The organism is Mesorhizobium sp. M0771, from assembly GCF_040320155.1.
Lineage (GTDB): Bacteria > Pseudomonadota > Alphaproteobacteria > Rhizobiales > Rhizobiaceae > Mesorhizobium.
The window spans coordinates 167,811-192,708 of record NZ_JAMYPC010000001.1 but is presented as its reverse complement, the minus strand read 5'-3'; the positions used below and the strand labels follow the sequence as shown (position 1 = coordinate 192,708).

Genomic DNA, 24,898 nt, shown 5'->3' with positions numbered 1-24,898 from the left:
TGGGCGTCGCGTGTCGAACTATCCGCTTTCCTACAAACTGTCATGGCTGCCGCGCTTCCTGAAGCCGTCGCTTGGCGGCGATGTCAGGGATTTTGCGCCGATCGCGGCAACGACACTCATTGATCCACCGCCAGGGCGGAAGGTGCGGCTGGCCTTTGTCGGCGATATTTCGGCGGTGGCCAACCGTAGTGCGCCGGAGTGCGATCCGGAAATCGCAAAACTCTTGGGCTCAGCCGATCTGGTGATCGGCAATTGCGAAAGTCCGGTCGTCGAGCGGCCGAGCGTGGCGCTCGGCACGCGGCTTGGCACGCACCATGCGATGAGCGAGCGGTTTCTTGCCGCGGCGCTTGCCGCCGTAGGCATCGCGCGTGAAAAGCTCGTGCTGTCGCTGGCCAACAACCATGTGCTCGACCAGGGCGTCGCCGGTTTCGACGAGACGGTTGCGGCGCTGAAGCGGCTTGGCATCCGCACCATCGGCACCGCGAAAAAAGGGCCGGTCGAGCAGGTCAAGGCCGGGCCGCTGACGATCGGCTTTGCCGCTTTCACACTGTGGCGCAATGCCGACGCCGCAGTTTTCAATGAGCGTGTGTCGATGCAAAGCGATCCGGCGGCATGGCCGAGAGGCGCGGCCGACAAGAACATCGATCTCACCTGTGCGGTGCCGCACTGGGACTGGGAGTTCCGGCATTTTCCGCAGCCGCAAACGCAAACGCTGGCGAGGTTGCTGGCCGGTCACGGCGTGGGGCTGATTGCCGGGCACCACGCCCATGTCGTGCAGCCGGTGCAATGGGTCGGCAAGACGCTCGTGGCTTACGGGCTTGGCGACTTCCTCGGCACGGCGCTGGCGCGGCAGCCCTGGCCCGGCCGCATCGCCGGCATTTTCGTCGTCGATGTCAGCGCAGATCTCGGCAAGCGCGGCGCGATCGCCGGGTACCGGATGCATGCCTTCATGCGGTTGCGCGCAGGCGGGCATGAGCGGCTGGTTCCGGTCGAGGCGCTGACTGGCCGGATGAAGGGCAAGGTCGAAGCCAGGCTGAAGGCGATCTTTGGCGACTGACGACTTTCCCGCTATTATAGGCATAAACGGACTTTGCGAGGGGGCGATGGAAGCAGCTGAGTTCATGCCTGATGAAGCGGTGGTCGCCGGCATCAGGAAGAATATCGAGATCTATGAGGCTGGACGGGCTTCGGCCTACCGCCAGGTGCGCTGGCGGGTACCGGTGTTTCTGGGGCTGCTGCTGGTTTTTGTCGTGCTGGTGGCCTGGCTGTTCAACAAGGTCGCCGACTTGAACGAGCAATGGTTCTCGACGCCGCATGTGTTCCTCTATGTCGGCGGTTTCTTCGCGGCGCTGCTGCTGTACTTCCTGGCGATCAGGCCGGCGACGCGGCTGCAGCAATCGTTCCGTGACACGCTGCTGCCGATCATCTTCGGCTTCATCAGGGATGTGCGCTATCAGCACAGCGTGACGCCGAATTCCTTCGACCGGCTGCCGCGCGCCGTGGTCGGCGCCTTCAACCGGCAGAGCTTCGACGACATCGTGTCAGGCCGCTACGAGGATTTTCCGTTCGAGCTCTACGAGGCGGAGTTGCGCCAAGGTTCGGGCAAAGGCTCGTCGACGGTCTTCAAGGGCGTCATCGTTGCGTTCGAGACGATCGCGCCGTTCCCCGGCATATTGGTCGCGACGCGCCGCAGCAACGCGGTGGTCGGTTTCTTCCGCGGCATCTTCGCCGGCAAGATGCAGGAACTGTCCAGCGGCGATCCGCTGCTCGACGGCGACTACGAATTTCGCACCGACAATGTCGCCGCCGCGCAGCCGCTGGTGAGCGGCCGGTTGGCGCAGGCGCTGAAATGGCTGCACGAGACATGGCGCGATGATCCGGCGCGGGTGGCACTTAATGGCAGCGATGGCTTCCTGCTCTTGCCGCAGCCGAAGAATTTCTTCGAACTGCCCGCCATTTCCGTGCCACTCGATTACACCAAGCACATCGCGCCGATGATCGCCGATATGGGCGCGATCTTGGCGACGGCGGCGCTGGTGCGCAAGACCGGCGCGACGGATGGCGAGGCCTAAAGCGCCGCGCGTCGAAACGAATTCATGCGACGCGCTTCAGGTCTTGTTTTCATGCATATCGTTGCCCCAAAACGGCGGTCCTGTTTGGGCGCATGCATTAGCCAGGCTGCCGCGCGTCAGCAGGCGAAGCCGTAGTTCTGGCGATAATATTCGACGTCTTCTTGCGCCATCGTCTTGAACATCACGCAGACGGTGAAGCTGCCTACCTGGCGACCGTTTCTGGTGTAGCCCCAGTCGGAAATATCGTCCCGGTTGAATTCGAGGTCCTGGCCGGCCACGACATTGTGCACCGCTTGCGGCTCATTGGCCAATGTTCCTGCAAAGCCGGTCGCGGTCTTGTGGAAGGGGATGATCCAGAAATGCTCCGAGGCGTCTCCGTCCCTGACCTCGACTTTCAATTTGTAGCTGGTTGTCCCGGCTGGCGGCGCATCCGACAAGGACAGGAATTCATCGAGGCTGGCGCGCGCCTGCGCAATGGCCGCCGCCATGTCCGGATCGTCCCTGGCGACGCCTACAACCTTGTCGCCGCCCTGGCCGGAATCCTGCGCACCGGCCGGAATCGGCGCCAAGGCCAGCACCAGGGACAGCACGGTTCGAACTGCATGCTTCATGAAATGGCGCTCCTGCGTGTCGATGCCTGACACCATCATGCATCTATCTGGAGTTTTCAACGGCAGTGCGACAGCGTGGTATGGTCCGAACGGCAGGCCGCTCACAACCCGCTCGGCACCAGCCCTGCCAGCCAGTTCGCGGACCGCTTGGCAATGCCGACCGTTGCCGACGCGACGCGGCCGAGATCTGTCTTGACCACGGCGTAGCCGTTCCTGGTGCGGTAGAGCACGCCTGTTCCGCCATCGACCACTTGCTCGTAGGCGACGGGCCGTACCGCTGCTGCCTCCATGGCCGTCGTCGGGGAGCCGACGGGAACGCTCGGCCGATGGCTCAGTTCCGGCGGCAACGGGGTTTGGACATTCCGGCTGGCCGGCTTCAGTTCCGGGCGGGACGCGGCCGCCGCCAGTTGCGAAGAAGACGCCGACCCCTTGCTGCGGCAGATGCCAGAGACCAGCGGATAGTCGAAGTTCTTCTGGTGCAGCATCTGGCTTTTCATCGCCGCTTCGCAGTCGGCGATAGTCGCCCACTTCGCCGGCGTCTCGCCGATATATTCGCAAAGCTTGGCGTCGCAGTCGCAGCCGACAATGGTCATGGCGACAAGGGCGGTCTTGATCACGGTCTTGTCCTTCGGATTGCCCCCCGGCAGCCAGTCCTTCCATCGCGCGCGAACAAGGCGGGATTTTGGCCGCGATCACGCGATGAGCCGGGGGATGCGTTTTTCGGGTACGGCTCACTTAGGTGGATTTCGAGACACCCGGTAGCAGATGGGGCGGGGGCGTGATGCATTTGCAGGAAGAAGCCCGAATAAATCTTGTCGGCTATGGCCGCGACAACTGTATCTTGGCCCAGTTTTCTACTACGATACTCACGGGCGATACAACAATATAGGAGGGGTTAGTCATGGGAAGAATTGTCCGGTCCGCCGAGCCTGTGCCAAAAAGGGATTCAACGCTCGAGGGCATTCCAGGCGATGCTCCGCTCGGCGTCGACGATGACAACCAAGAAGATCAAGGATCGAAAGGCGGCGACGGCTATCTCGACCGGGTTGCGAAGTACGTGCCTGCCGAAGTCGTGGCATTTTTCATCTTCGTCAATTCCATCCTGGTCAATGCCACTGAGCAGCCGGTTGCCAAGGCGTTGACCGATGCGGTGGCGGAAGAGACCAAAGGCGATCCGGGGGACATTCCGGGTAAGGTGCAGGCAGCCATCTATAAGATTGAAATGGCCGGTATCAGCGTCTGGACCATTTCATGGATCATGTTGATCGTCGCGCTGGCGATGACGCCGGTGTATCTGAAATCGGTCAGCGATTCAGCCGACAATGCGGAGGCTCCGGGAGCCAACATCGTCATGTCGATGCTCGCCTTCCCATTCTGGGCCTATGCCGTCAACGCGCTGGCCCTCAGGCCATGGCATGACGGTGCGCTGGCCAGCATCATGCTCGCCACCTTCACGCTCATCAGCGGCGCCATACGGCCGGAATATATAAACGCTGGCCTCAATTTGATCCCGGGCATCGGCCCGAAGAAGTAGCTCGGCCCGCCGGGCAGGCCGCGTGCAGGGCGCGTCTTCAGTCGGAGAGGTGTTCCAGCCTGGCGCCTGCTTCGAACAGCGCCGGCAGCACGATGTGCAGCTTGCGCACGGCGACGATCAGCCGGTGCGACGGGTGGCCGGATCGATCGGAACCGGTTGGCTGAACGGCGTGCGGGAGCCTTTGGGCGGAGCGAAGTCCGCCGCCGAAACACGGTGAGGATGATCGCGTCGTTGCCACCGATCTCGACGAAGGACACGCCTCTGTCGATCAGGCGCGGGATCATGTCGGTGAATTGCTGACCGCGCCTGGTGATGAAGTGGTGCCGTCAGCGCCGAAATCGCGTTCCAGCAAAGTATCGGCTTCTTACGCGTCGCTTCGCCGACCGGACCCTTGGCCCAAAAGACAGTCGGCGCCGGGATTTCTCCCAGCGCCTCCCTGTCAGATCAGGACACGGTCGCGGCAGCAACTTCCGTAAAGTCGTCGCGCCATGCCGGCCTTGATTTTGACGGTCCTGCCAGTCACCGCCCGAGGGCAGTGCCCGTTCCAGACCACGCCGTTCTCCACCCTTGCGAGCTTCGTTCGGCGCGCCATCGAAGGTTTTCGCCGTCCTTCATGGCAGCATCGGTCCGCCGTTGGCGTTCGCACGCTTTCCGCGGCCCCGTAGGTCTCGGCATCCGTCCCTCGAACAAGCAAGCCTGCTCTCGCTTCGGGCCGTACGGGCCTCAGGAAATCCGCCTTTTCGCTTTGCCTTTCGGCGTGGCGATCGGTAGCCGCCTGAGATGAGTTAAACTTACGCCGGGTAAGGGTTTTGGGGAATGGGCGTGAGCCTGTGGATAACGGGATTATCGGGGACGGTTTGCCACAAAGCTCGGAATTTCGACTCCAGCTGCATTAGACAGCCCGCCCGCTTTTTGGCGCCTGATCGGCTGTGCCCCTTGCTCCGCCGGCTGGCGCGGGCTTCAATGCAGGCAAAGCATCGAGCCTATCGGCTCGGTGCGGGGAGGGTGCGCATTGAAAGTCGGGGTGGTGCTCAATCCGATTGCCGGCGGCGGCCGGCTGAAACGGCATTGGCCGGAGGTGGCTGCTTCGCTGAAAAAGCATTTCGGCGAATTCGAGCTGCGCGAGACGCAGGCCGAGGGCGACGCCGAAAGGCTGGCGCTCGACCTCGCGGCAAGCGGCTTCGAGCTGGTGATCGCGGCCGGCGGCGACGGCACCGCCAGCGAAGTGGCCGACGGATTGCTGCAGGCTTTCGATGAGAGCGGCCGGACAACCGAACTTGCCTTGCTGCCTTGCGGCACCGGCATCGATTTCGCGCGCGGGCTCGGGCTGCCGAAAGAGGTGGATGCGGTGCTGAAGCGGATCGCCGAAGCCAAGGCGCGCAAGGTCGATGCAGGGCGCATCTGCTACATCGACGACCATGGCGCGCTGGCCAGCCGGCACTTCATCAATATCGCCAGCCTCGGCCTATCCGGCGCCACGGACCGTGCGGTCAATGCCGACAAGCGCAAGGGCAGGATGTCGGCCAAGGCGCTGTTTTTCTGGCGCACCGTGGTCGAGTTCATCCGCTACCGCTTCCAGGACGTCAGGATCACCGTCGACGATGGCACCCCGGTCGAGGCGCGCATGGCGCTGGTGGCGGTCGCCAACGGAAAGTTCTTCGGCGGCGGCATGATGATCGCCCCGGACGCCGAACTCGCCGACGGCCAGTTCGACATCGTCATCCTGCGCGCGGCCGGCAAGCTGAAGCTGATCTGGGATATTCGGCTGCTCTATGGCGGCCGGCACCGCAACCATCCGGCCATCACCATATTGCGTGGCCGGAAAGTGGTGGTCGAACCTATCGGCGATGTCGAGAAGAACGGCGCGCTGGTCGACATAGATGGCGAGTCGCCGGGGCGTATACCCGCGACGTTTGAGATCCTGCCCGGAGCGCTGACGCTGAGATATTGAATCAAGGCGTTGAGGGATTGATTCAGGTGGTTTGAGCGGCGATTCCGGCGAACCGGCCAAAGGCCTGAAATCGCAGGACATATTTACCCGGCTTAGCTTTCCAGCTTGGCTGGGAAACCGGGCGCGCGCAGATCCATGTCGACGGCATCCTCGAGCAGTTTGACGATCTGGGTCGACCAGGCGCCGCCGCCATATTCCTGTTTGCCCATCAGGAAAATCTCACTCACAAGCGGCGCCAGTTGGAGTGGCAGTCTGAACTCTCTGCCCATCGCAAGCGCAAAGCCGAGGTCCTTCAGTGCCAGGTCCATGGTGAAGCCAATGTCGTAGGAGCCGTTGAGGATGAGCTGGCTTTCGGTCTCATGGACGAAGCTGTTGCCGGAGGAGGCGACGATGGCGTGGTAGGATTGCGCGAGGTCGAGGCCGCCTTGCTTGGCCAACATCAGCGCCTCGCCGGCGGCGACGAGATGGATGAAGGCCAGCATGTTGGTGATCACCTTGATCACCGCCGCGGAGCCGACCGGACCCATCAGGAACGACTTTGCGCACATCGCTTCGATGGCCGGACGATGGCGCTCGTAAAGCGCAGCATCGCCGCCGACAAGCGCGGTGATCTTTCCGACCGCGGCCAGATGCACGCCGCCGGTGACCGGGCACTCCAGCGTCTCGATGCCTTTGGCCGCGGCGAGGGCGGCGAGGCGCAGGATCTCGTCGCGGCCGTTGGTCGACATCTCGATCCAGGAGCCGCCCCTGGGCAGACCCTCGAGCAGGCCGCCGGCATTAGCCAGCACCGCTTCGCTGACCTTGGGCGAGGGCAGGCAAGTATGGCATTGCCGGCCTGTGCCGCCGCTTCGGCCGGGCTGGTCGCGGCCGTGGCGCCGAGCGCCACGAGGCGCTCGACGGCGGCGGGGTCGCGGTCGAAGACGATGACGACAAAACCGTTGCGCAACAGGCTGGCGGCAAGGTTGCCGCCGAGATGGCCAAGGCCGATGAAGGCGTAGCGTTCGCTCACGGCATCAGCGGCGTTTGCATCATCTGCAAATGCAGGTCCTTGCCGGTGTAGGGATGCGCGTCGCAGACCGCTTCGTCCAGCTCGACGCCGAGGCCCGGCTCCTTCGATGGAATGACATTGCCGTCCTGCCATTCGATCTTCTTCTTGAGCAGTGTCGCGTGGAAGCCGTCCCACTGCTTCAGCGATTCCAGGATGAGGAAATTGGGCAGCGTCACCGCCAGCTGGATGTTGGCGGCCCCAACGATCGGCCCACAATAGCAGTGCGGTGCGATCTGGATGTGGTATGCCTCGGCCATGGCGGCGATCTTCTTGGTTTCGAGAATGCCGCCGGAACGGCCAAGGTCCGGTTGCAGGATGGTGGCGGCGCGGTTCTCGATGATTCGGGCGAATTCGAACTTGGTCGTCAACCGCTCGCCGGTGGCGATCGGGATCGACGTGCCTCGCGCCACCTGAGCCATCACTTCGGGCATGTCGGGCGGCACCGGCTCTTCGAACCACAAGGGATCGTAGGGCTCGATGGCGCGTGCCATGCGCAGCGCACCCGATGCGGTGAACTGGCCATGCGTGCCGAACAGAATATCGGCGCGGGTGCCGACGGCTTCGCGGATCGCCTTGACCATGCGGGTGGAGACATCGATGTCGATCAGGCGCGGCTGGTGGCCGTCGAAGGCGGTGTAGGGGCCTGCCGGGTCGAGCTTGACGGCGTTGAACCCCTGCTCGACATATTCGAGCGCGCAGGCGGCCGCCAATTCGGGGTCATTGTAGACGTTCCGGCCGTCCGGCGCGTCCTCCGAATGGACGCTGCCGGTGTGCGGATAGAGATAGGTGTAGGAGCGCAGCGTCTCGTGCACCTGGCCGCCGAGCAGTTTGTAGACCGGCTTGTCGGCTTCCTTGCCCACAATGTCCCAGCAGGCCATTTCCAGCGCCGAGAAACAGCCCATGCCGGTAACGTCGGGGCGCTGGGTAAATCCTGAGGAATAGGCGCGGCGGAAGAAGGTCTCGATGTCATGCGGATCGTGGCCGATCAGGTAACGCTCGGCCATGTCCTCGACCAGCTTCGCTGTTATGTGAGCCGAGAAGGTGGCGTTGTAGGCCTCGCCGTAACCGACGACGCCGCCATCGGTGGTCAGCTTGACGAAGATGAAATACTTGCCGCCGATGCCGGGCGGCGGGTTGCCGACTACCCAGGTCTTGACGTCGGTGATCTTCATTTTTGGTCCTCCAGAACCAGTTCGGCGCCCTTCCATCCGGTCATGACCGAGGCGGCGTTGGTGTTGCCGGTGATGTTGGCGGGAAAGATCGAGGCGTCGATGACACGCAGACCTGCGAGCCCGTGCACTTTCAGGCGCGGGTCGACGACGGCGGCCCCGGCGCCCGGCCCCATGCGGCACGTCGAGACCGGGTGATAGACGGTGCCTGAGCGCTTCCTGAAATCCTGGATCAGATCGGCATCCGATTGGATCGATGGGCCCGGCAAAACCTCCTCAGTGATGATCTCGGCCATGGCGGGCATCGAGGCTATCTTGCGCACGAATTTCACCGCCGCCAGCATCTCGTCGACATCGGCGTTGGTGGAATAGGCGTTGGCGACGATCCTGGGATAGTCCAGCGGATTGCTGGAGCGGATCATGATCTCGCCGCGGCTGGACGGGCGGCAGTTGGAGAGGCCGATGGAAAAGCCCGGCCACGGATCCGGCGTCAGGATCGGCCGCTCGCCGCTCTTCGGAATGACGGTCGAGAAAGCCTGGAAATAAAGCTGCATGTTGGGGCGCGAAAACGCCAGGTCGGTTCGGAAGAAGCCGCCGCCATGGTTCATCGACAGCGACAGCGGGCCGGAGCGGGTGAGGATGTACCGCATGCCGACCAGCAGCTTGCCCCACCAGGGCCGCAGGATTTGGTTGAGCGTCGGCACGTTTCCCTTGAAGGTATAGTTGATGCCGACATGGTCCTGCAGATGCGCGCCGACATTTTCGTTGCCGTGGACGACCGGGATGCCAAGCCCCTTGAGCAGTGACGAGGGGCCGACGCCGGACAGTTGCAGCAGCTGCGGCGAGTTGATCGAACCGGCGGACAGGATCACCTCGCGGCCGGCCCGCGCCGTCTTGGTCTCGCCGTTCTGCAGATATTCGATGCCGACGGCTCGCTTGCCCTCGAACAGGATTCTGGTCGCCAGCGCATTGGCTTCGACGCGCACATTCGCGCGCTTCATCGCCGGGCGCAGGAAGGCGCGCGCGGCCGACATGCGGCGGCCATTCCTGGTCGAGATCTGGTAGACGCCGACGCCTTCCTGGGCGGCGCCGTTGAAGTCAGGGTTGAGCGGCAGCCCAGCCTGCTGGCCGGCTGCGAGGTAGCGCCTGGTCAGCGGATGGACGGCGTTCGTCGTGTCGGTGATATGCAGCGGCCCGCCGGTGCCGCGCCATCTGTCGGCGCCGGCCTCATTGTCCTCAAGCGCCTTGAAGCCCGGCAACAGATCGTCATAGCCCCAACCGGGATTTCCGGCATCGCGCCAGTCGTCAAAGTCCTCGCGCGCGCCACGGATCCAGACCATGGCGTTGATCGAGCTGGAGCCGCCAAGCAGCTTGCCGCGCGGCCAATGGTCGACATTGCCGGCAAGGCCGGGGTCCGGCTCGGGCTTGTAGTTCCAGTTGACCGCCGGATCGAAGAAGGTCTTGCCGTAGCCGAGCGGCATCTGGACATAAAAGCGGCGGTCGCTGCCGCCGGCCTCCAGCACCAGCACGGAGAAGCGGCCCGAAATCGACAGCCTGTCGGCCAGAACCGAGCCGGCCGAGCCGGAGCCGACGATGATGAAGTCATAAGTCTGCATGATTGGTGTTGGCGGCTCCGCAAAACTGAGCGCAGCCTATCCGCGACGGCTTGGCCGCGCCCCTGCGGCTTCCGGCATGGCTTGTGAAAAAAGCGACCGTGAGACGCCTGGTCGGAAAAGCCACCATGGAACCGACATTGCGCCGGGAGCCTCGCCCGTCGCGTTGACCTCTTGGGCCCGTGACGCTACGGGATCAAGGGCTATCGCTTTAGGGGAATCTCGGATGGTGCATTACGCGGACGGACGGCCGATCGGCGATCTGACCTTGCGTACGCTCGCCATGCCGGCCGATGCAAATGCGGCCGGCGACATCTTTGGCGGCTGGGTGATGGCGCAGATGGATCTTGCCTGCGGCATCCGTGCGGCCGAGCGGGCCAAGGGCCGCGTGGTGACGGCGGCGGTCAAGGAAATGTCCTTCGCCAAGGCGATGAAGATCGGCGACACGCTGTGCATCTACACCCATGTCGAGCGCGTCGGCCGCACCTCCATGACGCTCAAGGTCGAGGCCTGGGCGCAACGCTACCTCTCCGACCTGATGGAGAAGGTCACCCACGCCGATTTCGTCATGGTGGCGCTGGATAGCGACGGCAAGCCGAAGCCGATTCCAACCGAAAGTTGACATCGTCGATTCTGCCAAGCTTGCGCTTATGTAACATCCCCCGCGCGGGCGATGCGCTGCGCGACATCCAATGGTTGCCTTCACATCCGATTCTGCGGGCGGCGGAGGGAAGACAATGCGTCAACACATGCTGAACGGCTGGCTCGTGGCGGCCCTCGTCGCGGTGATCTGGCTGCTTGGCACGACCGCTTATACCGAGATCAGGAAAGAGCTTCCAAGCGTTGCCTGCACGCACGACCGGACCGTTGGCAACGAGCGGACTGCCCAGCGGTCTGCAAGGGTAGAGACGTGCGGCGCAGTGTGTTGCAGCAACCCTGCGTCAAAGGCCTGAGGGCCCGTCAGCGGAAGACCTCGTCAGCCTCAAAATGATCATGCGCCGGCGAACGAAACGCTGCAGCTATGTCGCGATGGCGCGACCAACGATGCCAGGGCGGATCCAGTTAAACCCGGGTACGCGTCGTCGACGGCAAAATCCGTAAACTATTGCTGGGCAACGGTTTTCAGGCGTGCACGCCATCGAATCTTTCACGCGCCGCCTGGACCCGCGAGGTGTTCTTCCGCGCCCATTCGCCGAGCGCGCCGACCGGCACCAGCAGCTCATGGCCGAGCTCCGTCAGCTCATAGTCGACGCGTGGCGGGATGGTCGGGAACACGGTTCGGGTGACGAAGCCGTCGCGCTCAAGACCGCGCAAGGTGGTGGTCAGCATCTTCTGCGAAATGCCGCCGACAGCGGCGCGCAACTCATTGAAACGCAGCGGTCCGCCGCCCAGCTTGCCGACGACCAGAACGGTCCATTTGTCGCCGACGCGCTGCAGGATTTCCGAGACGGCGCGGCAGTCTTCGGTGTTGTGCGGGTGCCTCAGTAACATAACGGTGCCTCCTTGCGCTGCCATTTGTCAGTATCTCATATAGCGCCGGTATCCAAACGATACCAGCTTTTGCATATATGGAGAGCCCCATGTCCAAGCCCAAAATCGCCATCGTCGTCGGTTCGACACGCGCCGCGCGTTTCGCCGATGTGCCCGCCCAGTGGATCGCCAAGATCGCGAAATCCCATGCCGACATCGACGTCGAGACCGTCGACCTGCGCGACTGGCCGCTGCCCTTCTTCGACGAGGTCGCCTCGTCCGCCTGGGCGCCGTCGCAGAACGAAGTTGCCCAGCGCTGGCAAAAGAAGGTCGCCGAATTCGACGGCTTCATCTTCACCGCCGCCGAATACAACCATGGCCCGACGGCCGTGCTGAAGAACGCCATCGATTACGCCGCCAATGAATGGAACAAGAAGCCGGCCGGTTTCGTCGGCTATGGCAGCGTCGGCGGCTCGCGCGCTGTCGAACATTTGCGTCTTGCCGCGGTCGAATTGCAGATGGCGCCGGTCAAATCCGCCGTTCACATTGCCTGGAGCGATTTCCTGGCGGTGCGCCAGGGCGAGAAGAAGCTCGAGGAGATCGAGCATCTGAACCAGGCTGCCACGGCGCTGGTCAACGACGTTGCCTGGTGGGCCCGCGTGCTCAAGGCAGCGCGTCAGGCCGACGCGATTGCCGGCGAAGCCCAGGCGGCCTGAGCCTTATCCTCCCAAGGACCGATGATTTTTCCAAAGGGCGGCGTTTGCGCCGCCCTTTTTCATTCACGTGAAGAGGCGCTCTCGGCTCCCTTGGCCGGATGGTGGAGTCGGACCGGCAAGGTCGCGCTGATGCCTTGACGATCCCGCGCGAAGGATCGCCGCCTGTCACAGCCAACCGCCGGAAAACCCGGCCCGGCGCAGTCCTGTGGTGATGGCCGGCACGCGGCGCATCAATCGCCACAGGAAGTCGGACCGGTAGTTCTCGATCATCAGGGCGATCGGCCCCTGGTTGATGCCGACATGGTCCGGCGATACCCAACCGCAGGCGCGGCCGTCGTCGGCAGCGATCGTCGGGTTGAAGCTCGCGGTGAAGCCGTAAGGGTTGCCGTCGCGCAGGTCCATCTCGTGGAAATGGCGCAGCGCCGGCAGCACGATTTCCGGCGCAAAAGGCAAGGAGGCGATTGCCGCCCATGGCGACAGCGTGCCGTCATCGGGGCCAAACGGTGCGCCGCGGGCGAGATAACCGAAGAAGCGGCGTCCATCGGCTCGCCGCGCGATCGGACCTGGGCCGTCGCTGGCGGTGACGCCCCAGCAATTCTCGCCATAGCCCGCGAACCCCCTCGGATTGCGGATTGCGTAATCGCGCTGCAGATACGTCGCCTGGCGGCTGTTTTCGAAATAGTCCCGGTCGTGATCGCGCATGAAGGCATCGCGGATGTCGCGAAAATCGATCCAGATATGCGAGAACTGGTGGATGAAAAGCGGGCCGGCATAGACCACCTCGCGGCCGTAGATGGTCTTCCATTTGTAAGTGGACAGCCAGGCCGCGTAGCTCTCGGGAGTTAGCGAGTGGGTCGGCGAACCGAGACCCAGGACGTACAGGATCAGCGCCTCGTCAAATCCTTCCCAGCGGTAGCGGAGAAAGCCTTTTCCAGGCCGCCAGCCATGGGTGACGGTGGCGCCGCCGTTCTGCGCCCAGCGCCAGTCGGCACGGCGGTAGAGCGCATCGGCAAGCTGGCGGATTTCCAGTTCGAGCTCATCGTCCTCGTCGAAATAAGCGCCGGCGGCCAGAACACCGGCAAGCAAAAGGGCGGTATCGATCGTGGACAGTTCGCAATTCCAGACGCGGCGGCCGGTCTTCATGTCGAGGAAATGATAGTAGAAACCTTTGTAGCCGGTGGCATCGGGCTCCGGCCCGTGCGGGGCGTTCCAGAAGAAGCGAAGCGTGGCGAGCGTCCGCTCGATTGCGGCATCGCGCGTCATGAAACCGCGCTCGACACCGACGGGATAGGACGACAAAGCGAGCCCGACGGCGGCTATGCTGGCAGGCGACGCCTGCGTGTTGCGGTCGGCGACTAGGCCGTTGGCAGGGTTGGCCTCGTTGAGAAAATACTCGAAGGACAGGCGCTGGATATCTTGGAGAAGCTCGTCGTTTAGCGCGTGTTCGTTCGATGCATCCATGACAATCGATATAGAGGCTTTGGCTGCTTTTGCCATTCGTCCAGCGGATCAATCATGGGTGAGGGCAGGCTGGGGCCGATAGCGAAAGGCGCTGCCGACGCACCGAATTCAAATCGAGGGGCTGCGAAGATCGGTTGGACCGCCATATGCACGGCCCTGCCATCTGGCCTGGCCGTCCTCCCCTGATATATCCGGCTGCGATCCATCACATGAGCATGCCCCGTGAAGTTACCCAGCCCGTCAGGCGTCGTTTCCCCCATGACCCCGGTGCTGGTCTGTGCACTTGCGATCTTCCTTCTGTCCGCCATGGATGCGGCGATGAAAATCCTGGTGATCGCCGTCGGTGTCTACAACACGGTGCTGTGGCGAAGCATGCTTGCGAGCGTGGTCGCGGGCACGGCCTGGGCGGCGGGGCCGCGTTCCCTTCCCACGCCTTCCGTGCTGCGGCTACACGCGCTGCGCGCCGTGGTCGTGGGCATCGTTCTGCTGTCGTTCTTCTGGGGCCTTGCCAGATTGCCGCTGGCGGATGGGATCGGGCTTAGTTTCGTCGCGCCGCTGTTCGCTCTCCTGCTGGCGGCGCTGCTTTTGGGCGAACGCATACAGCGCCAGGCGATCTGGGCGTCGCTGGCGGGCATCGCCGGCGTCGTCATCATCATGGCCGGACAGTTCGGGCAAGGGAATTATACCGGGGATGCCCTGCTTGGCACGGTGGCGGTGCTCGCATCGACGGTGTTCTACGCCTACAATCTGATCCTCTCGCGGCGGCAGGCGCTGGTGGCCAAGCCAGTCGAGATCATGCTGTTCCAGAACCTGTGCGTTGCCGCCGTCCTTCTCCCCGCCGCTCCCTGGCTCGCGGTTGCCCTGCCGGGCAATCTCTGGCTTCCGCTGGCCGGGGTGACGGCGCTGTCGCTCTCCGGCCAGTTCCTGATGAGCTGGTCCTACGCGCGGGCCGAAGCGCAATATCTGATCCCGACGGAGTATTCTGCCTTCATCTGGGCGATCGTGTTTGGCTGGCTGTTCTTCGACGAGGCGGCGACCTGGACCACGCTGGCTGGAGCGGCCCTGATCGTGGCCAGTTGCCTGATCGCCTCGCGCTCCAATCCGAAGCTTGCCGAACCGATCGAAGCCGCGGTCTGAGCGCGCTATTCGCTTTGACGGCAGAGCGTCAACGCACCACTTCGCGATGGCCGCTGGGCAGCCGGGTGGCGATCAGCTTGTCGATGCGGCGGCCGTCGAGGTCGACGACCTCGAAACGCCAGCCTTGCGCGTCGACGCATTCGCCGGTCGCCGGCAGATGGTGCATGTGCGACAGCACATAACCGGCGACGGTCTCGTAATCCCGATTTTCCGGCAGGTCGATACCGAGAACGTCAGCCATCTCGTCGGCTTGCATGTATCCCGCGAGCAGCCATGAGCCGTCCTCGCGCTTGACGGCGTTTTCCTCGTCGCCGGCGTCGGTATCGGCCCGGAAGACGCCGGTGATGGCCTCGAGAATGTCGGCAGGTGTGACGATCCCTTCGAAATGGCCGTATTCGTCATGCACCAGCGCCATCGGCACGTCGGATTCCTTCAGCTTCTGCAGCACATCCAGCGCGTCGGCCTGGTCGTAGACGATGGGGGCGGCGCGCACATGCTTGCGCGGATCGAGTGCGCGGCCGGCGAGCAGGGCGGCCAGCACGTCGCGCGTCTGAACAACGCCAACCATGACGTCGACCCCGCCATCGCCGGCCGGGAGGCGCGAATGCTGGGTCTCCATCAAGAGCTTGCGGATGGCGCCCTCATCGGACTGCAAATTGATCCAGTCGACCTCGGTGCGCGGCGTCATCACGGCGCGCACGGCGCGATCGCCGAGCCGCATGACGCCGGCGATCATGCGCCGCTCGTCGGATTCGATGGTGCCGTGATGCTCGGCCTCGGCGACCAGCATCTTGATCTCTTCGTCGGTGACCTTCTCCTCGCTCTCGCCGCGCTGGCCAAGCAGCCACAATATGGCGCGGCCGGAAATGTCGAGCAGGAACACCAGCGGCGCGGAGACGGTGGCTAGGATGGTCATTGCAGGCGCCGCGCGGGCGGCAACGCGCTCGGGATCGCGCAGCGCGATCTGCTTGGGCACCAGCTCGCCGACGATCAGCGAGAAATAGGTGATGATGGCGACGACGATCCCGACGCCGAGCGGGTCGGCGATGTTTTCGCGCATGCCGGTCGAGGCCAGGTACACCGAAAGCCTGTCGCCCAGCGTGGCGCCGGAGAAGGCGCCCGACAGCACGCCGACCAGAGTGATGCCGATCTGCACCGACGACAGGAATTTGCCGGGATTGGAGCCGAGCGTCAGCGCACGCCCGGCGCCATTGACGCCGCGGTCGATCATCGCCTTGAGCCGCGCCGGGCGCGACGACACGATGGCGAGCTCGGACATCGACAGAAGGCCGTTCACACAGATGAGGACGACCACGGTGGCGATTTCGACGTATAGCATCAGGGCTCAATAGCATTGCGGCGGGCCGCAGGAAAATAGTCCGCGATGATTTTTGGAAAATGACAGTGGTTCAGGGGAATTGCCTGAGCACCCCGACAACAGCCTTGCCGTCGGTGAAATAGGGATCGCCGCCGCCGTTGCGTCCGGTCCTGGTGGCGCCGATGCCCGGGATGTCGCTCGCCGAGGTCACCATGCCGGCCGCCGACAGGTCGTGGATCACGAGATCGCGCTCGGCGTCGATGTCAGGGGCGATATGGTGGGTGATGGCGCCGGTATCGCGGCTGAGACCAACGCCGCGGTCGAAGCTGGCCGAGCCCATCCAGAGCGTTCGGCCGTCGTCGCCGGTCGCATCGCTGCGCCAGAAGCGGACATGATGGCGCCGGTCGGCGCTCCCGCCGACCGGCTTTTCGAAGGCGAGATCCTGGGCGCGGCCTTCGAACAGCAGCCGGCTGACCGGGGCGTCAGGATAGGGATGGTCGAACAGCACGCTCTCACCGATTTCGATCGCGGTCTTTAGCGTCACGCCATCGGCCGTATCCCATCCGGTCATGGCGAAGGCATGGACCATCTCTTTTTCGGTACCGACAAGGCCGATATTGATCGGGTCGCCCGGAATGCCTTGCGGCGTGTGTGTCACCATCTCGAAAGTCTGCGTGCGAAAGCCGCGGTCGCGAACCGTCCAGAATTCCGGCGCAGCGACATAGGCGAGGGCCAGCCAGACCGCCAGAAGAGCGGCGAGCCAGGTCAATGCGCGTCGTTGCAGGCTTCGTCGGCTCATGAAAGCGGCTCGATCCGTGCGGTATCTGTGCCTGACGGACCCTGGAAATCAATGGCCAGCGGCGAGCAGCCGTTCTATCGTCGGCCATCGTTTTTGCGGGGGGTGAGCAGGAATGGATAAGAAGCCGGTGGGTCGCAGCTCGATGGCATTGACCGCGGACCTTGTCGCAAGGGTCGAGCGTGTCGAACCGGATCCGGGTCCCGAGCCCGGAACAACCGAGCATACAGACGCGGAGTTCGATAGTCTTGTCGAGCAACTTCTGTCGGAGCATCGGCCTGAAGCGCTATGGGTCTTTGCCTACGGGTCGCTGATCTGGAACCCCGAATTTGCCCATGTCGAGCAGCGCCCGGCCACGGCGCCAGGATGGCACCGCTCGTTCTGCCTGACGCTGACCCGTTGGCGCGGAACCCGTGATTTGCCGGCGCTGATGCTGGCGCTCGATCGAGGCGGCAGCTGCAACGGCATCGTCTATCGGCTGCCCGCGGAAGACCATGTCGGGCAACTTGGACAGTTGATGCGCCGCGAGATCGATGCCAATCCGCCGACTAACGTGCCATGCTGGATCAAGGTCAAGACCAAGGATGGGCCGTTGCGGGCCTTGGCTTTCGTCGCCGCGCCAGACGGCAGGGCCTATGCCGGCCGGCTGCCATTGGAGCAGGTTGCCGACACGCTGGCGCGGGCTGCCGGGCATTGGGGCTCGTCGGCTCAATACCTGTTCCGAACCGTCAGCAAGTTGGAAGAGAGCGGTATCCGCGACAGGAACCTTTGGCGCATCCAGGATCTGGTGGCCCAGCAAATCATCGCTTCCACCAGGAACGCCAATCCCGACTGATTTCTGAACGGTGAAACGCCTTAGCGGCAGGCGCGGTAGCCGCTTTTGCGGTTCTTGATGTCGAAATGGAAATGGTTGCGGTGATCGTAATTGTAGCCGGGACCGAGCACGGTGGTGAAATACTGGCAGCCGTCGGCACGCACATTGTTGAGGAAGCCGCGGGTGCGGAAGGCAAACAGGCCGGGCTTGCGCACGTCGATGTCGTCGCCGTTGTTGAGCTCGATGCTCATGACGTCGAGGGCGTTGCCCTTGCCGTGCTCGGACAGGACACCTTCGCCGGCGATGTTGCGGCAGGAATAGCTTGAGCCCTGGTGGATGGTCTTGACGCCCGAGAAATAGCGCCAGCGGGCGGAGGGAACCAGTTCGTTGCTGGTCCAGGCGGCGAAACTTGCGGCCATGTCGCAGGTCAATGTCGCGGCGGGCTTCATCTGGATGCCGCCGATGGCGGAGACCTTGACCGGCCAGTCTATGCCGCACTGTCCCTCATGGATCGGCTGCACATCGGTGTAGACGACGCGAAGGCGCTTCAGTTCGCCACGGCAATCGGTTTCGCTGGCCGGCATCTGCTGCGGCTCCGACTCCGACATCGGCTCGTCCATGTGCGGATAGGCGGCAGTCATATAGGGATTGGACGGGACGAGCTTCTGCATGCCTTCATATTGCGGCACGGCCGCGGTCTGCGAGCCGACATCGACGGCCGGCTGCAGCGACAGCACGCTGCCAGTGTTGCAAGCCGAAACGGCGGCCAGCGCAAGACCGGTGGCCAGTATCGCTGCGCTTTTTGCCTTCGCGGCGCGAAATATTGCGGCCATGGGCGGGATCCTGTCCTTGATCGGTGGGATTTTAACGATCAAGGGTAAAGGAAAACTCAGCGTTCCCGTTCATGCCTGCGGCCGAAATGCGGCAGCCATACCATCACCGGCATGACGATCACTGGAGGGCCATTACTGGCAGAAAGTGCCACCATTCCGGCGCGGTTCGAGATCGAGATGGAAATGCAGGGAATGGTCCGGGTCCGCGCCCGGTCCAAGCACGGTCTTGAACGGTCCGCAGGCGGCCTTGCGCACCGCATTGAGGAATTTGCCGTCCTTCTCGGGCGGCGTTGGACCGACTTCGATCTTTCTGCCATCCGACAACGTGAAGCTGGCAATATCGAGCGCGTTGCCGAAGGCATGTTCCGACAGATGGCGCGTGCCGTTGCGCGGCCGGCAAACAAAGGCCGATGCCTGGTTGATCGATTTCAGGTCGGCTCCGAACTCGGCTTTCGCCGCCGGCTGTATGATTTCGGCGGCAAAGCGGGCTGCCGCCTCGGCCATCGGGCAGTTGAGTTCGGTCGTGGGTCCGATGGCGATGGATTTTCCGAGCGACTTCAGCACCAGGGGATAGGGGATCGAGCAGCCGATGTCGGGATTGCTTTCCGCCTTATGCTCCTCGAATTCGACACCAAGGGCCGTCAGCCGCTCGCGACAGGCGACTTCCGCCGCCGGCATTTTTGCATCGGGCAAATCGGCCGAGCGCGCATCGGGCAGCATCTTCTTGTCGCCGGCATCGGGTTTTTCAGGTGGTTGCGGGGCAACGGCCGGCGGCTGAGCTTCAGGTTCCGAAGTGTCTGGCTTTTGTGTCGGAATCGGCACCGCGGCCGGCGGCTCGGGCTCGCTTTGCCTATCGGTCGACGGCTTCGGGGCTGACGGTCCGGGCCGCGCCTGCTTTTTAAAACGGGACTTTTCTTCGTTGAATCGATCGGACGCGCCAAGGGTGTTCGGACCTTCGGCCTTTTGCTTTTCGATCGGTGCCGCGCCGGTCTTCGGCGCCTCTGAAGGACGCGCCTCGGGCAGCGGGACAACGCGCGAGGGCTGCACCGGAACATCGGCGGGCGAGGGCTTTTTATCCGGGGTCTTTTGTTCCACCTGCTTTGGCGTGATGTGCCGCTTTGGACTGGGCTTCTGGCGGTGCTTGCTGCGCGGCTTAGGATGCGAGTCGACCCGCGGTGAAAACAGCTGCTCCAACCGCTGTGACAGCGGCGTGTAATGCTTCTTGCGCTGTTTGGCGTCGGCTTGCGTCAGCAGGGGCGTCAGCAGCAGAGCCGTGACGACCATGACCAGTGCAACCCTGCATGTTCGGGAAAGTACAGGCGACCCCATCGTCCTCAACGGCGCGAGCGCCCGGAGGTTGCCTGCGGCCCATCACGAACGGTAACCACGCCGTTACGCGCCAATCGCTTCCAGCCCTTCTTCCAGCCAGTCGGCCAAAAGCGGCATGCCGAGCAGGTATTTCGCCGTGCGCTTGTTGGCGCGGTCGCGCGCGGCGGCAACCGCATCGGACCATTCCGCAGCGTCATAGTCGCCGCGGCCGACCCAGGCCAGCGCGATCAACTCGGCCGCTTCGTCAACGTTGAGGTCGTTGATCAGCTCGCGCAGCTCTTCCTCGGTGAGGTCTTCCGCGCTTTCCTCCGCCAGACCGTCATGGTGGTGATTGGCATGTGATTCACCATCGAGCTCGACCTCATGCTCGGCACCGTCGGCATAGTCTTCGTTGACGGCAGCACTCAGTCCCTTTGCCTTGAGAATGAACAGGCGCACGGTGTCCGGGCCGATCGATAGCTCCCATTCCCGCTCACGGCGCTGTTGCACTCTCGGGCACCCCCGCTGATCATTTCCCGAATGATAGCGGATTTGCAGCGCGCGTCACGTCATGTTCTGATCCCTGGCTCCCGCCTTTGACCGAATTCAGGTTAGGCACGGCCGCACAAATAGTTTCGGCGGCTGCGGGTTTCCGGGATGAAAAGTCTGCATCCCGGCGTTAGCTTTTCATTATCGTCATTTTCCCTCAAGATCGTCATTATCCCTCAAGGAGGCTTCGATGCATAAAAGAGTGTTGATCCAGGCGGCTGCGGCGCTTGTGGCGCTGCAGTTCTTTGCGGTTCCGGTGTTTGCGGCCGGCGGCGGTGGCGGTGGTACCGAGACCACCACCCAGTGCAAGAAGGGGCAGGTCTGGGACAAGAAAAAGCAGAAATGCGTCGCGCCGAAGTACGGCATGCTGGACGACGACAACATCTACGATGCTGGTCACGACCTGGCCATGGCCGGGCGTTATGATGAGGCGATTGCCGTGCTCAGCCTTGCCGCCAACAAGCAGGATCCGCGCATCCTCAACTATCTCGGCTATTCGCATCGCCATTCCGGCCGTGTCACCGTCGGCCTCGGCTATTACGAGGAAGCGCTGCGCATCAACCCGGATTACACGCTGGTGCGCGAATATCTCGGCGAGGCCCATCTGCAGATCGGCGACCTGGCCGGCGCCCAGGAGCAGCTGGCCGAGATCGAGAAGCGGACCGGCAAAGGTTCCCGCGAATACGGCATGCTGGCCGAACAGATCTACCATTTCATGAGAAGCTGACCCCACCCCAACGGCTTCTCTGGGCCGGCTGCGAGCAATCGCAGTCGGTTTTTTGTTGTCGCCACTGCAACACGCTGCACGTGCCGTAACGACAATTGGACAATCGGCTCATGATTTTTCAAAAAGCCTGCTTTTTCAGCGTGAAAAACGCGCGAGGATCGCTATATTGGGGAAAATTGCGGTGAAACGGTTCCGTTAGCCCGAGGCTGCCGGACCCGTTTTCTTTTTATACCCATCGACAAGGCTTTCCCCGAAATGCGGGGGTGGCGGCAGGAAAGGTCAGGCATCATGAACAAGGTCCCGATGACAGGCGAGGGGTTCGCGTCATTGAAGGAAGAACTGCGCTGGCGCCAGCAGCAAGAGCGGCCGCGTATCATCGAGGCGATCTCCGAAGCGCGCTCGCATGGCGACCTGTCCGAAAATGCCGAATATCATGCCGCAAAAGAGGCGCAGAGCCTCAATGAGGGCCGTGTCAACGAACTGGAAGACTATATTGCTCGGGCCGAGGTGATCGACGTCACCAAGCTTAGCGGCGACAAGGTCAAGTTCGGCGCCACGGTGGTGCTGGTCGACGAGGACACCGAGGAAAAGAAGACCTACCAGATTGTCGGCGACCAGGAAGCGGATGTGAAATCGGGCCGTATTTCGATCTCCTCGCCGATCGCGCGCGCGCTGATCGGCAAGGAAGTCGGCGACGCCATCGAGGTCAACGCCCCCGGCGGCGCCAGGGGTTATGAGATCGTCCAGGTGCAATTTATCTAGCACCTCAGAATTGCTGGAAGGTCCTATGCCGAAGCTTGGAGCTTAAGGGCTAATAGCTTTTCTGCTTCCGGCACCACCTGTGCCGGCATGAGGCGCTCCCCCGCTGCGGCCAGCAACGTTGAGGCATATTGCCCGCGCGGGCCGGTCAAACCCGGCTCGGTCGCCAGGAACACCGCGACCGTCGGCAGGCCGAAGGCGCTGGCGAGGTGGGTCAGACCGGTGTCGGCGCCGATAACCAGCGTCGAGCGGCCAAGGATCGCGGCAATGTCTGCCAGCGGCGATCTCGGCACCACGATCGTTGACGGCACGGCTTTCGAGATCGCCTTGGCCACCGCCTTCTCACGCTCGTTCGACCAGGTGGTGACCGGCGTCATTCCGCTACCAACCAGCAGGCGAGCCGTTTCGATCCAGTCTTCGGCGGGCCATTTCTTGTCCTCGCGACTGGTGCCGTGCAGCAGGAAGGCCGTCTTGCCGTCAATGCCGGCCAGGCCGCCGGGAGGCGGCACAATCCCGGATGCGAGCGCCGAAAGATCGGGCTCGTAGCCGAGCGCCAGCCCGAACAGCCGGCGCGTGCGTTCGATGGCGTGCAGGTTGCGCGGCACGGCGTATTTGCGCTGGTAAAACAACGTTGCCGAGGGCTCCCGCGCGCTTGCGCGGTCGAAACCTGCGATTGGTGCCGCTGCCTGTTTCGCAACCAGGGCCGATTTCAGCAGCCCCTGCGCATCGATGACGAGGTCGTACTCGCCTGCTTGCAGAGCGCGGCGCAAGCTTGTCGCCTCCCGCCATGTGCCGGCGTTGAACAGATGCTTGCGCCAGCGCCGGATGGCGACGGTATGGATCTTTGCTATCGCCGGATGCAGCGCGACGATGCCGGCAAAGGCCTCTTCGACGCACCAGTCGAAGGCGATATCGGGGCGCTTGCGGCGTGCATCTTCGACGGCGGGGAAGGTGTGGATGACGTCGCCCATCGAGGAGGTCTTGACGATCAACACCTTCATGCGGCGGCCGGGAGTTCCAGCAACCTGTCCGCCGCCGCTGCCACTCGGGCAACGTCCAGCGTCTTCAGGCAGTTGAGGTGGCCGAGCGGACAGACCTTCCGGTGGCAGGGCGAACAGGACAGATGCAACCAGATCAGTTCGCGCTGTTCAGCCAACGGCGGCGTGTTTTCCGGCGAGGTCGAACCGTAGACGGCAACGACCGGCGTGCCGACGGCGGCCGCGACATGCATCAGCCCGCTGTCGTTGGACACCGCCAGCCTGGCCGCGGCGATCAGGTCGATGGCGTCCTCCAGCCGTGTCTTTCCTGCCAGATCGACGACACCGGGCGCGAGTGCTGCGATCTCGGCGGTGACGTCGCGATCGTTCTTCGAGCCGAACAACGCGACCTTGAATCCTTTCGCCATCATCTCTCCGGCGAGGCCGGCATAGCTTTCGCTAGGCCAGCGTTTGGCCGGACCGAATTCGGCGCCGGGCATCATGGCGACGAATTTTCCCGGCTGCACTGCGAAGCGAGCGAGCAGATCTTTCTGATTGCCGGCGTCGACGGTGAGCCGCGGCGGCCGGAAATGTCCGCCTTGGGCGAGGCCAAAATAGGCCTGCGCGGTGCGCCGTTTGACGGCATCGGGCAGCGGCACGATGTCGGTCAGCAGGCCGTAGCGCATTTCCCGGAGATTGCCGAAGCGGCGGGGGATGCGGGCAAAGAACGGGATCAGCGCCGATTTCCAGCTGCCCGGCAGGACGTAGGCCATGTCGTAGCGGCCGCGCAGCAGGCGGCCGAAGCGGCGGCGAATGGTGAATTCGAGCGCGCCCGGTTGCAGCGGGAAATCGATCTGCTGGCGAATCTCGGGCATGCGCTTGACCAGCGGGGCCGCCCAGGCCGGGGCCAGCACGTCGATGGCGGCGTTGGGATGGACGTCCTTCAGCGCTGAAAACAGGCACTGCGCCATGACCATATCGCCCACCCAGCGTGGGCCGATCACGAGGATCGTTGGGCTTTCAGCCATTCGACATAGTCTCTGACGCCGGTTTCCACGCTGCGGAATTGCCCATTATAGCCGGCTGCGCGCAAGCGGGACATATCAGCTTGGGTAAAACTCTGGTAGCTGCCCTTGAGGTGATCGGGGAATTCGATGAACTCGATCTCGCCCTGGCCCAGCGTATCGATCACGGTCTCGGCAATGGCGCGGAACGGCTGGGCGCGGCCGGTGCCGCAGTTGAAGATGCCGCTCGAGCCGCGCTTCCACAGCCACAGATTGACGTCGGCGACATCGCCGACGTGAATGAAGTCGCGGCTTTGTTCGCCGGGGCCGAAGCCGTCATGGGCGCCGAACAGCTTTGGGTTTTCGCCGCGCCCGACCTGATTGAACAGATGGAAGGCGACCGAGGCCATGGCGCCCTTGTGCGCCTCGCGCGGGCCATAGACGTTGAAGTAGCGCAGGCCCGCGACCTGCGAATGATCGGTGTCGAACACGGTGCGCCTGACATAGTCGTCGAATAGTTTCTTCGAATAGGCGTAGACGTTGAGCGGCCGCTCAAGTGCGGGATCCTCGCGAAACTCCGAACCGCCGCCGTAGACGGAAGCCGAGGAGGCATAGAGGAACGGTATGCGCAGCGAAAGACAGCCATGCAGCAAGCGCTTTGAGAAGGCGTAGTTCACGTCCATCATGAACTTGCCGTTCCATTCCGTGGTGGTCGAGCAGGCGCCCTGGTGGAAGACGGCCTCGACGCGGCCTAGGTCGCCGGCTTCCAAGGTGGCCAAGAATTCGTCCTTGTCGAGATAGTCGGCTATCTGCAAATCGGCCAGGTTGGCGATCTTGTGGCCGTCGGTGAGGTCGTCGACGACGAGGATGTCATCATGGCCTTCGGCATTGAGTGCGGCGACGATGTTGGAGCCGATCATGCCGGCCCCGCCCGTGACGATGATCATGAAGGCCTCTGGTTGCTTGCGATTCCGGTCCTTATAAGGGAGGCCAAGCGTACTGTCGATGAAGCACCACGACGCCACAGTGAG

Annotated in this window: 25 protein-coding genes and 1 pseudogene; 10 read left to right on the top strand and 16 right to left on the bottom strand. The window is 63.3% G+C overall.

Translation table 11 applies throughout. The features are described from left to right. Window positions 1–10 precede the first annotated feature (10 nt). Together NKI05_RS00895 and NKI05_RS00890 are read left to right on the top strand one after the other, a co-directional pair. Entirely contained in the window at window positions 11–1,057 is a 1,047-nt protein-coding gene (locus NKI05_RS00895; protein ID WP_023815000.1) for a CapA family protein, read from the top strand. 46 nt (window positions 1,058–1,103) lie between these two features. Then, window positions 1,104–2,072, top strand: coding sequence for a DUF3137 domain-containing protein (locus NKI05_RS00890; protein WP_023815001.1), 969 nt, complete (start codon window positions 1,104–1,106; stop codon window positions 2,070–2,072). A 116-nt stretch (window positions 2,073–2,188) separates the two neighbouring features. On the opposite strand, the gene NKI05_RS00885 is transcribed toward NKI05_RS00890, so the two are convergent. Together NKI05_RS00885 and NKI05_RS00880 are read right to left on the bottom strand one after the other, a co-directional pair. Then, window positions 2,189–2,683: a YegJ family protein gene (locus tag NKI05_RS00885; RefSeq protein WP_023815002.1), complete on the bottom strand. Its 495-nt coding sequence runs from the start codon at window positions 2,681–2,683 to the stop codon at window positions 2,189–2,191. A 101-nt stretch (window positions 2,684–2,784) separates the two neighbouring features. Then, window positions 2,785–3,300: a hypothetical protein gene (locus NKI05_RS00880; RefSeq protein WP_023672002.1), complete on the bottom strand. Its 516-nt coding sequence runs from the start codon at window positions 3,298–3,300 to the stop codon at window positions 2,785–2,787. 284 nt (window positions 3,301–3,584) lie between these two features. Here NKI05_RS00880 and NKI05_RS00875 point away from each other — a divergent pair, with 284 nt between their 5' ends. Next, window positions 3,585–4,217 (top strand): hypothetical protein, encoded by a 633-nt coding sequence (locus NKI05_RS00875; RefSeq protein ID WP_155929570.1) that lies wholly within the window; start codon window positions 3,585–3,587, stop codon window positions 4,215–4,217. Between the two features lie 37 nt (window positions 4,218–4,254). Here the strand turns inward: NKI05_RS00875 and NKI05_RS00870 are convergent, their stop codons facing one another. After that, window positions 4,255–4,455 (bottom strand): hypothetical protein, encoded by a 201-nt coding sequence (locus tag NKI05_RS00870; protein ID WP_023672000.1) that lies wholly within the window; start codon window positions 4,453–4,455, stop codon window positions 4,255–4,257. A 774-nt stretch (window positions 4,456–5,229) separates the two neighbouring features. Between NKI05_RS00870 and NKI05_RS00865 the strand changes: the two genes are divergently transcribed. Continuing rightward, window positions 5,230–6,168, top strand: coding sequence for a diacylglycerol/lipid kinase family protein (locus NKI05_RS00865; protein WP_023683740.1), 939 nt, complete (start codon window positions 5,230–5,232; stop codon window positions 6,166–6,168). Window positions 6,169–6,260: 92 nt separating this feature from the next. Here the strand turns inward: NKI05_RS00865 and NKI05_RS00860 are convergent. From NKI05_RS00860 to NKI05_RS00850, 3 genes and pseudogenes are all read right to left on the bottom strand, one after another. Then, a pseudogene (locus NKI05_RS00860) lies at window positions 6,261–7,177 on the bottom strand (NAD(P)-dependent oxidoreductase). Beyond that, a complete protein-coding gene (locus NKI05_RS00855; RefSeq protein ID WP_023671997.1) occupies window positions 7,174–8,388 on the bottom strand; it encodes a mandelate racemase/muconate lactonizing enzyme family protein in 1,215 nt (404 codons plus the stop codon). The pseudogene NKI05_RS00860 and the gene NKI05_RS00855 overlap by 4 nt, the downstream one beginning before the upstream one ends. After that, a complete protein-coding gene (locus NKI05_RS00850; protein WP_023701603.1) occupies window positions 8,385–10,001 on the bottom strand; it encodes a GMC family oxidoreductase in 1,617 nt (538 codons plus the stop codon). The genes NKI05_RS00855 and NKI05_RS00850 overlap by 4 nt, the downstream gene beginning before the upstream one ends. A gap of 223 nt (window positions 10,002–10,224) precedes the next feature. On the opposite strand from NKI05_RS00850, the gene NKI05_RS00845 reads away from it, so the two are divergent. Then, on the top strand, window positions 10,225–10,620 hold the full coding sequence (locus tag NKI05_RS00845) for an acyl-CoA thioesterase (RefSeq protein WP_023671995.1): 396 nt from the start codon (window positions 10,225–10,227) through the stop codon (window positions 10,618–10,620). Window positions 10,621–11,120: 500 nt separating this feature from the next. Here the strand turns inward: NKI05_RS00845 and NKI05_RS00840 are convergent, their stop codons facing one another. Next, window positions 11,121–11,489 (bottom strand): winged helix-turn-helix transcriptional regulator, encoded by a 369-nt coding sequence (locus tag NKI05_RS00840; RefSeq protein WP_023683744.1) that lies wholly within the window; start codon window positions 11,487–11,489, stop codon window positions 11,121–11,123. A gap of 89 nt (window positions 11,490–11,578) precedes the next feature. Here NKI05_RS00840 and NKI05_RS00835 point away from each other — a divergent pair, with 89 nt between their 5' ends. Beyond that, complete coding sequence (locus tag NKI05_RS00835; RefSeq protein ID WP_023671992.1) at window positions 11,579–12,184, top strand: NADPH-dependent FMN reductase; 606 nt, start codon at window positions 11,579–11,581, stop codon at window positions 12,182–12,184. A gap of 165 nt (window positions 12,185–12,349) precedes the next feature. On the opposite strand, the gene NKI05_RS00830 is transcribed toward NKI05_RS00835, so the two are convergent. Beyond that, entirely contained in the window at window positions 12,350–13,645 is a 1,296-nt protein-coding gene (locus tag NKI05_RS00830; protein WP_023733329.1) for a glucoamylase family protein, read from the bottom strand. 258 nt (window positions 13,646–13,903) lie between these two features. On the opposite strand from NKI05_RS00830, the gene NKI05_RS00825 reads away from it, so the two are divergent. Then, on the top strand, window positions 13,904–14,782 hold the full coding sequence (locus tag NKI05_RS00825) for a DMT family transporter (RefSeq protein WP_050588054.1): 879 nt from the start codon (window positions 13,904–13,906) through the stop codon (window positions 14,780–14,782). Between the two features lie 28 nt (window positions 14,783–14,810). Here NKI05_RS00825 and NKI05_RS00820 read toward each other — a convergent pair whose 3' ends face one another. Together NKI05_RS00820 and NKI05_RS00815 are read right to left on the bottom strand one after the other, a co-directional pair. Continuing rightward, on the bottom strand, window positions 14,811–16,121 hold the full coding sequence (locus NKI05_RS00820) for a hemolysin family protein (protein WP_023683747.1): 1,311 nt from the start codon (window positions 16,119–16,121) through the stop codon (window positions 14,811–14,813). A gap of 70 nt (window positions 16,122–16,191) precedes the next feature. Continuing rightward, window positions 16,192–16,899, bottom strand: a complete 708-nt coding sequence (locus NKI05_RS00815) for an LssY C-terminal domain-containing protein (RefSeq protein ID WP_023711169.1) — start codon at window positions 16,897–16,899, stop codon at window positions 16,192–16,194. Between the two features lie 112 nt (window positions 16,900–17,011). On the opposite strand from NKI05_RS00815, the gene NKI05_RS00810 reads away from it, so the two are divergent. After that, the gene (locus NKI05_RS00810; RefSeq protein WP_023705875.1) at window positions 17,012–17,731 is read left to right on the top strand and encodes a gamma-glutamylcyclotransferase; all 720 of its coding nucleotides are present in this window, start codon (window positions 17,012–17,014) and stop codon (window positions 17,729–17,731) included. A gap of 20 nt (window positions 17,732–17,751) precedes the next feature. On the opposite strand, the gene NKI05_RS00805 is transcribed toward NKI05_RS00810, so the two are convergent. The 3 genes from NKI05_RS00805 to NKI05_RS00795 form a co-directional block, all read right to left on the bottom strand. Further along, on the bottom strand, window positions 17,752–18,543 hold the full coding sequence (locus NKI05_RS00805) for an extensin-like domain-containing protein (RefSeq protein ID WP_023701608.1): 792 nt from the start codon (window positions 18,541–18,543) through the stop codon (window positions 17,752–17,754). A gap of 132 nt (window positions 18,544–18,675) precedes the next feature. Beyond that, window positions 18,676–19,737 carry an extensin-like domain-containing protein gene (locus NKI05_RS00800; RefSeq protein ID WP_023711170.1) on the bottom strand — a complete coding sequence of 354 codons (1,062 nt, stop codon included), beginning with the start codon at window positions 19,735–19,737 and terminating at the stop codon, window positions 18,676–18,678. A gap of 198 nt (window positions 19,738–19,935) precedes the next feature. Further along, window positions 19,936–20,361: a DUF3775 domain-containing protein gene (locus NKI05_RS00795; RefSeq protein ID WP_023683751.1), complete on the bottom strand. Its 426-nt coding sequence runs from the start codon at window positions 20,359–20,361 to the stop codon at window positions 19,936–19,938. Window positions 20,362–20,590: 229 nt separating this feature from the next. Between NKI05_RS00795 and NKI05_RS00790 the strand changes: the two genes are divergently transcribed. After that, window positions 20,591–21,127, top strand: a complete 537-nt coding sequence (locus NKI05_RS00790) for a tetratricopeptide repeat protein (RefSeq protein ID WP_023695764.1) — start codon at window positions 20,591–20,593, stop codon at window positions 21,125–21,127. A gap of 288 nt (window positions 21,128–21,415) precedes the next feature. Then, entirely contained in the window at window positions 21,416–21,889 is a 474-nt protein-coding gene (gene greA, locus NKI05_RS00785; RefSeq protein WP_023683753.1) for a transcription elongation factor GreA, read from the top strand. Window positions 21,890–21,912: 23 nt separating this feature from the next. Here greA and waaC read toward each other — a convergent pair whose 3' ends face one another. The 3 genes from waaC to rfaD are packed head-to-tail and all read right to left on the bottom strand — an operon-like array spanning window position 21,913 to window position 24,814. Then, a complete protein-coding gene (gene waaC, locus NKI05_RS00780) occupies window positions 21,913–22,887 on the bottom strand; it encodes a lipopolysaccharide heptosyltransferase I (protein WP_023683754.1) in 975 nt (324 codons plus the stop codon). Then, window positions 22,884–23,891: a lipopolysaccharide heptosyltransferase II gene (gene waaF / locus NKI05_RS00775; RefSeq protein ID WP_023695762.1), complete on the bottom strand. Its 1,008-nt coding sequence runs from the start codon at window positions 23,889–23,891 to the stop codon at window positions 22,884–22,886. Before waaF ends, waaC begins: the two co-directional genes overlap by 4 nt. Continuing rightward, window positions 23,864–24,814 (bottom strand): ADP-glyceromanno-heptose 6-epimerase, encoded by a 951-nt coding sequence (rfaD, locus tag NKI05_RS00770; protein ID WP_023683756.1) that lies wholly within the window; start codon window positions 24,812–24,814, stop codon window positions 23,864–23,866. Before rfaD ends, waaF begins: the two co-directional genes overlap by 28 nt. Window positions 24,815–24,898 lie beyond the last annotated feature (84 nt).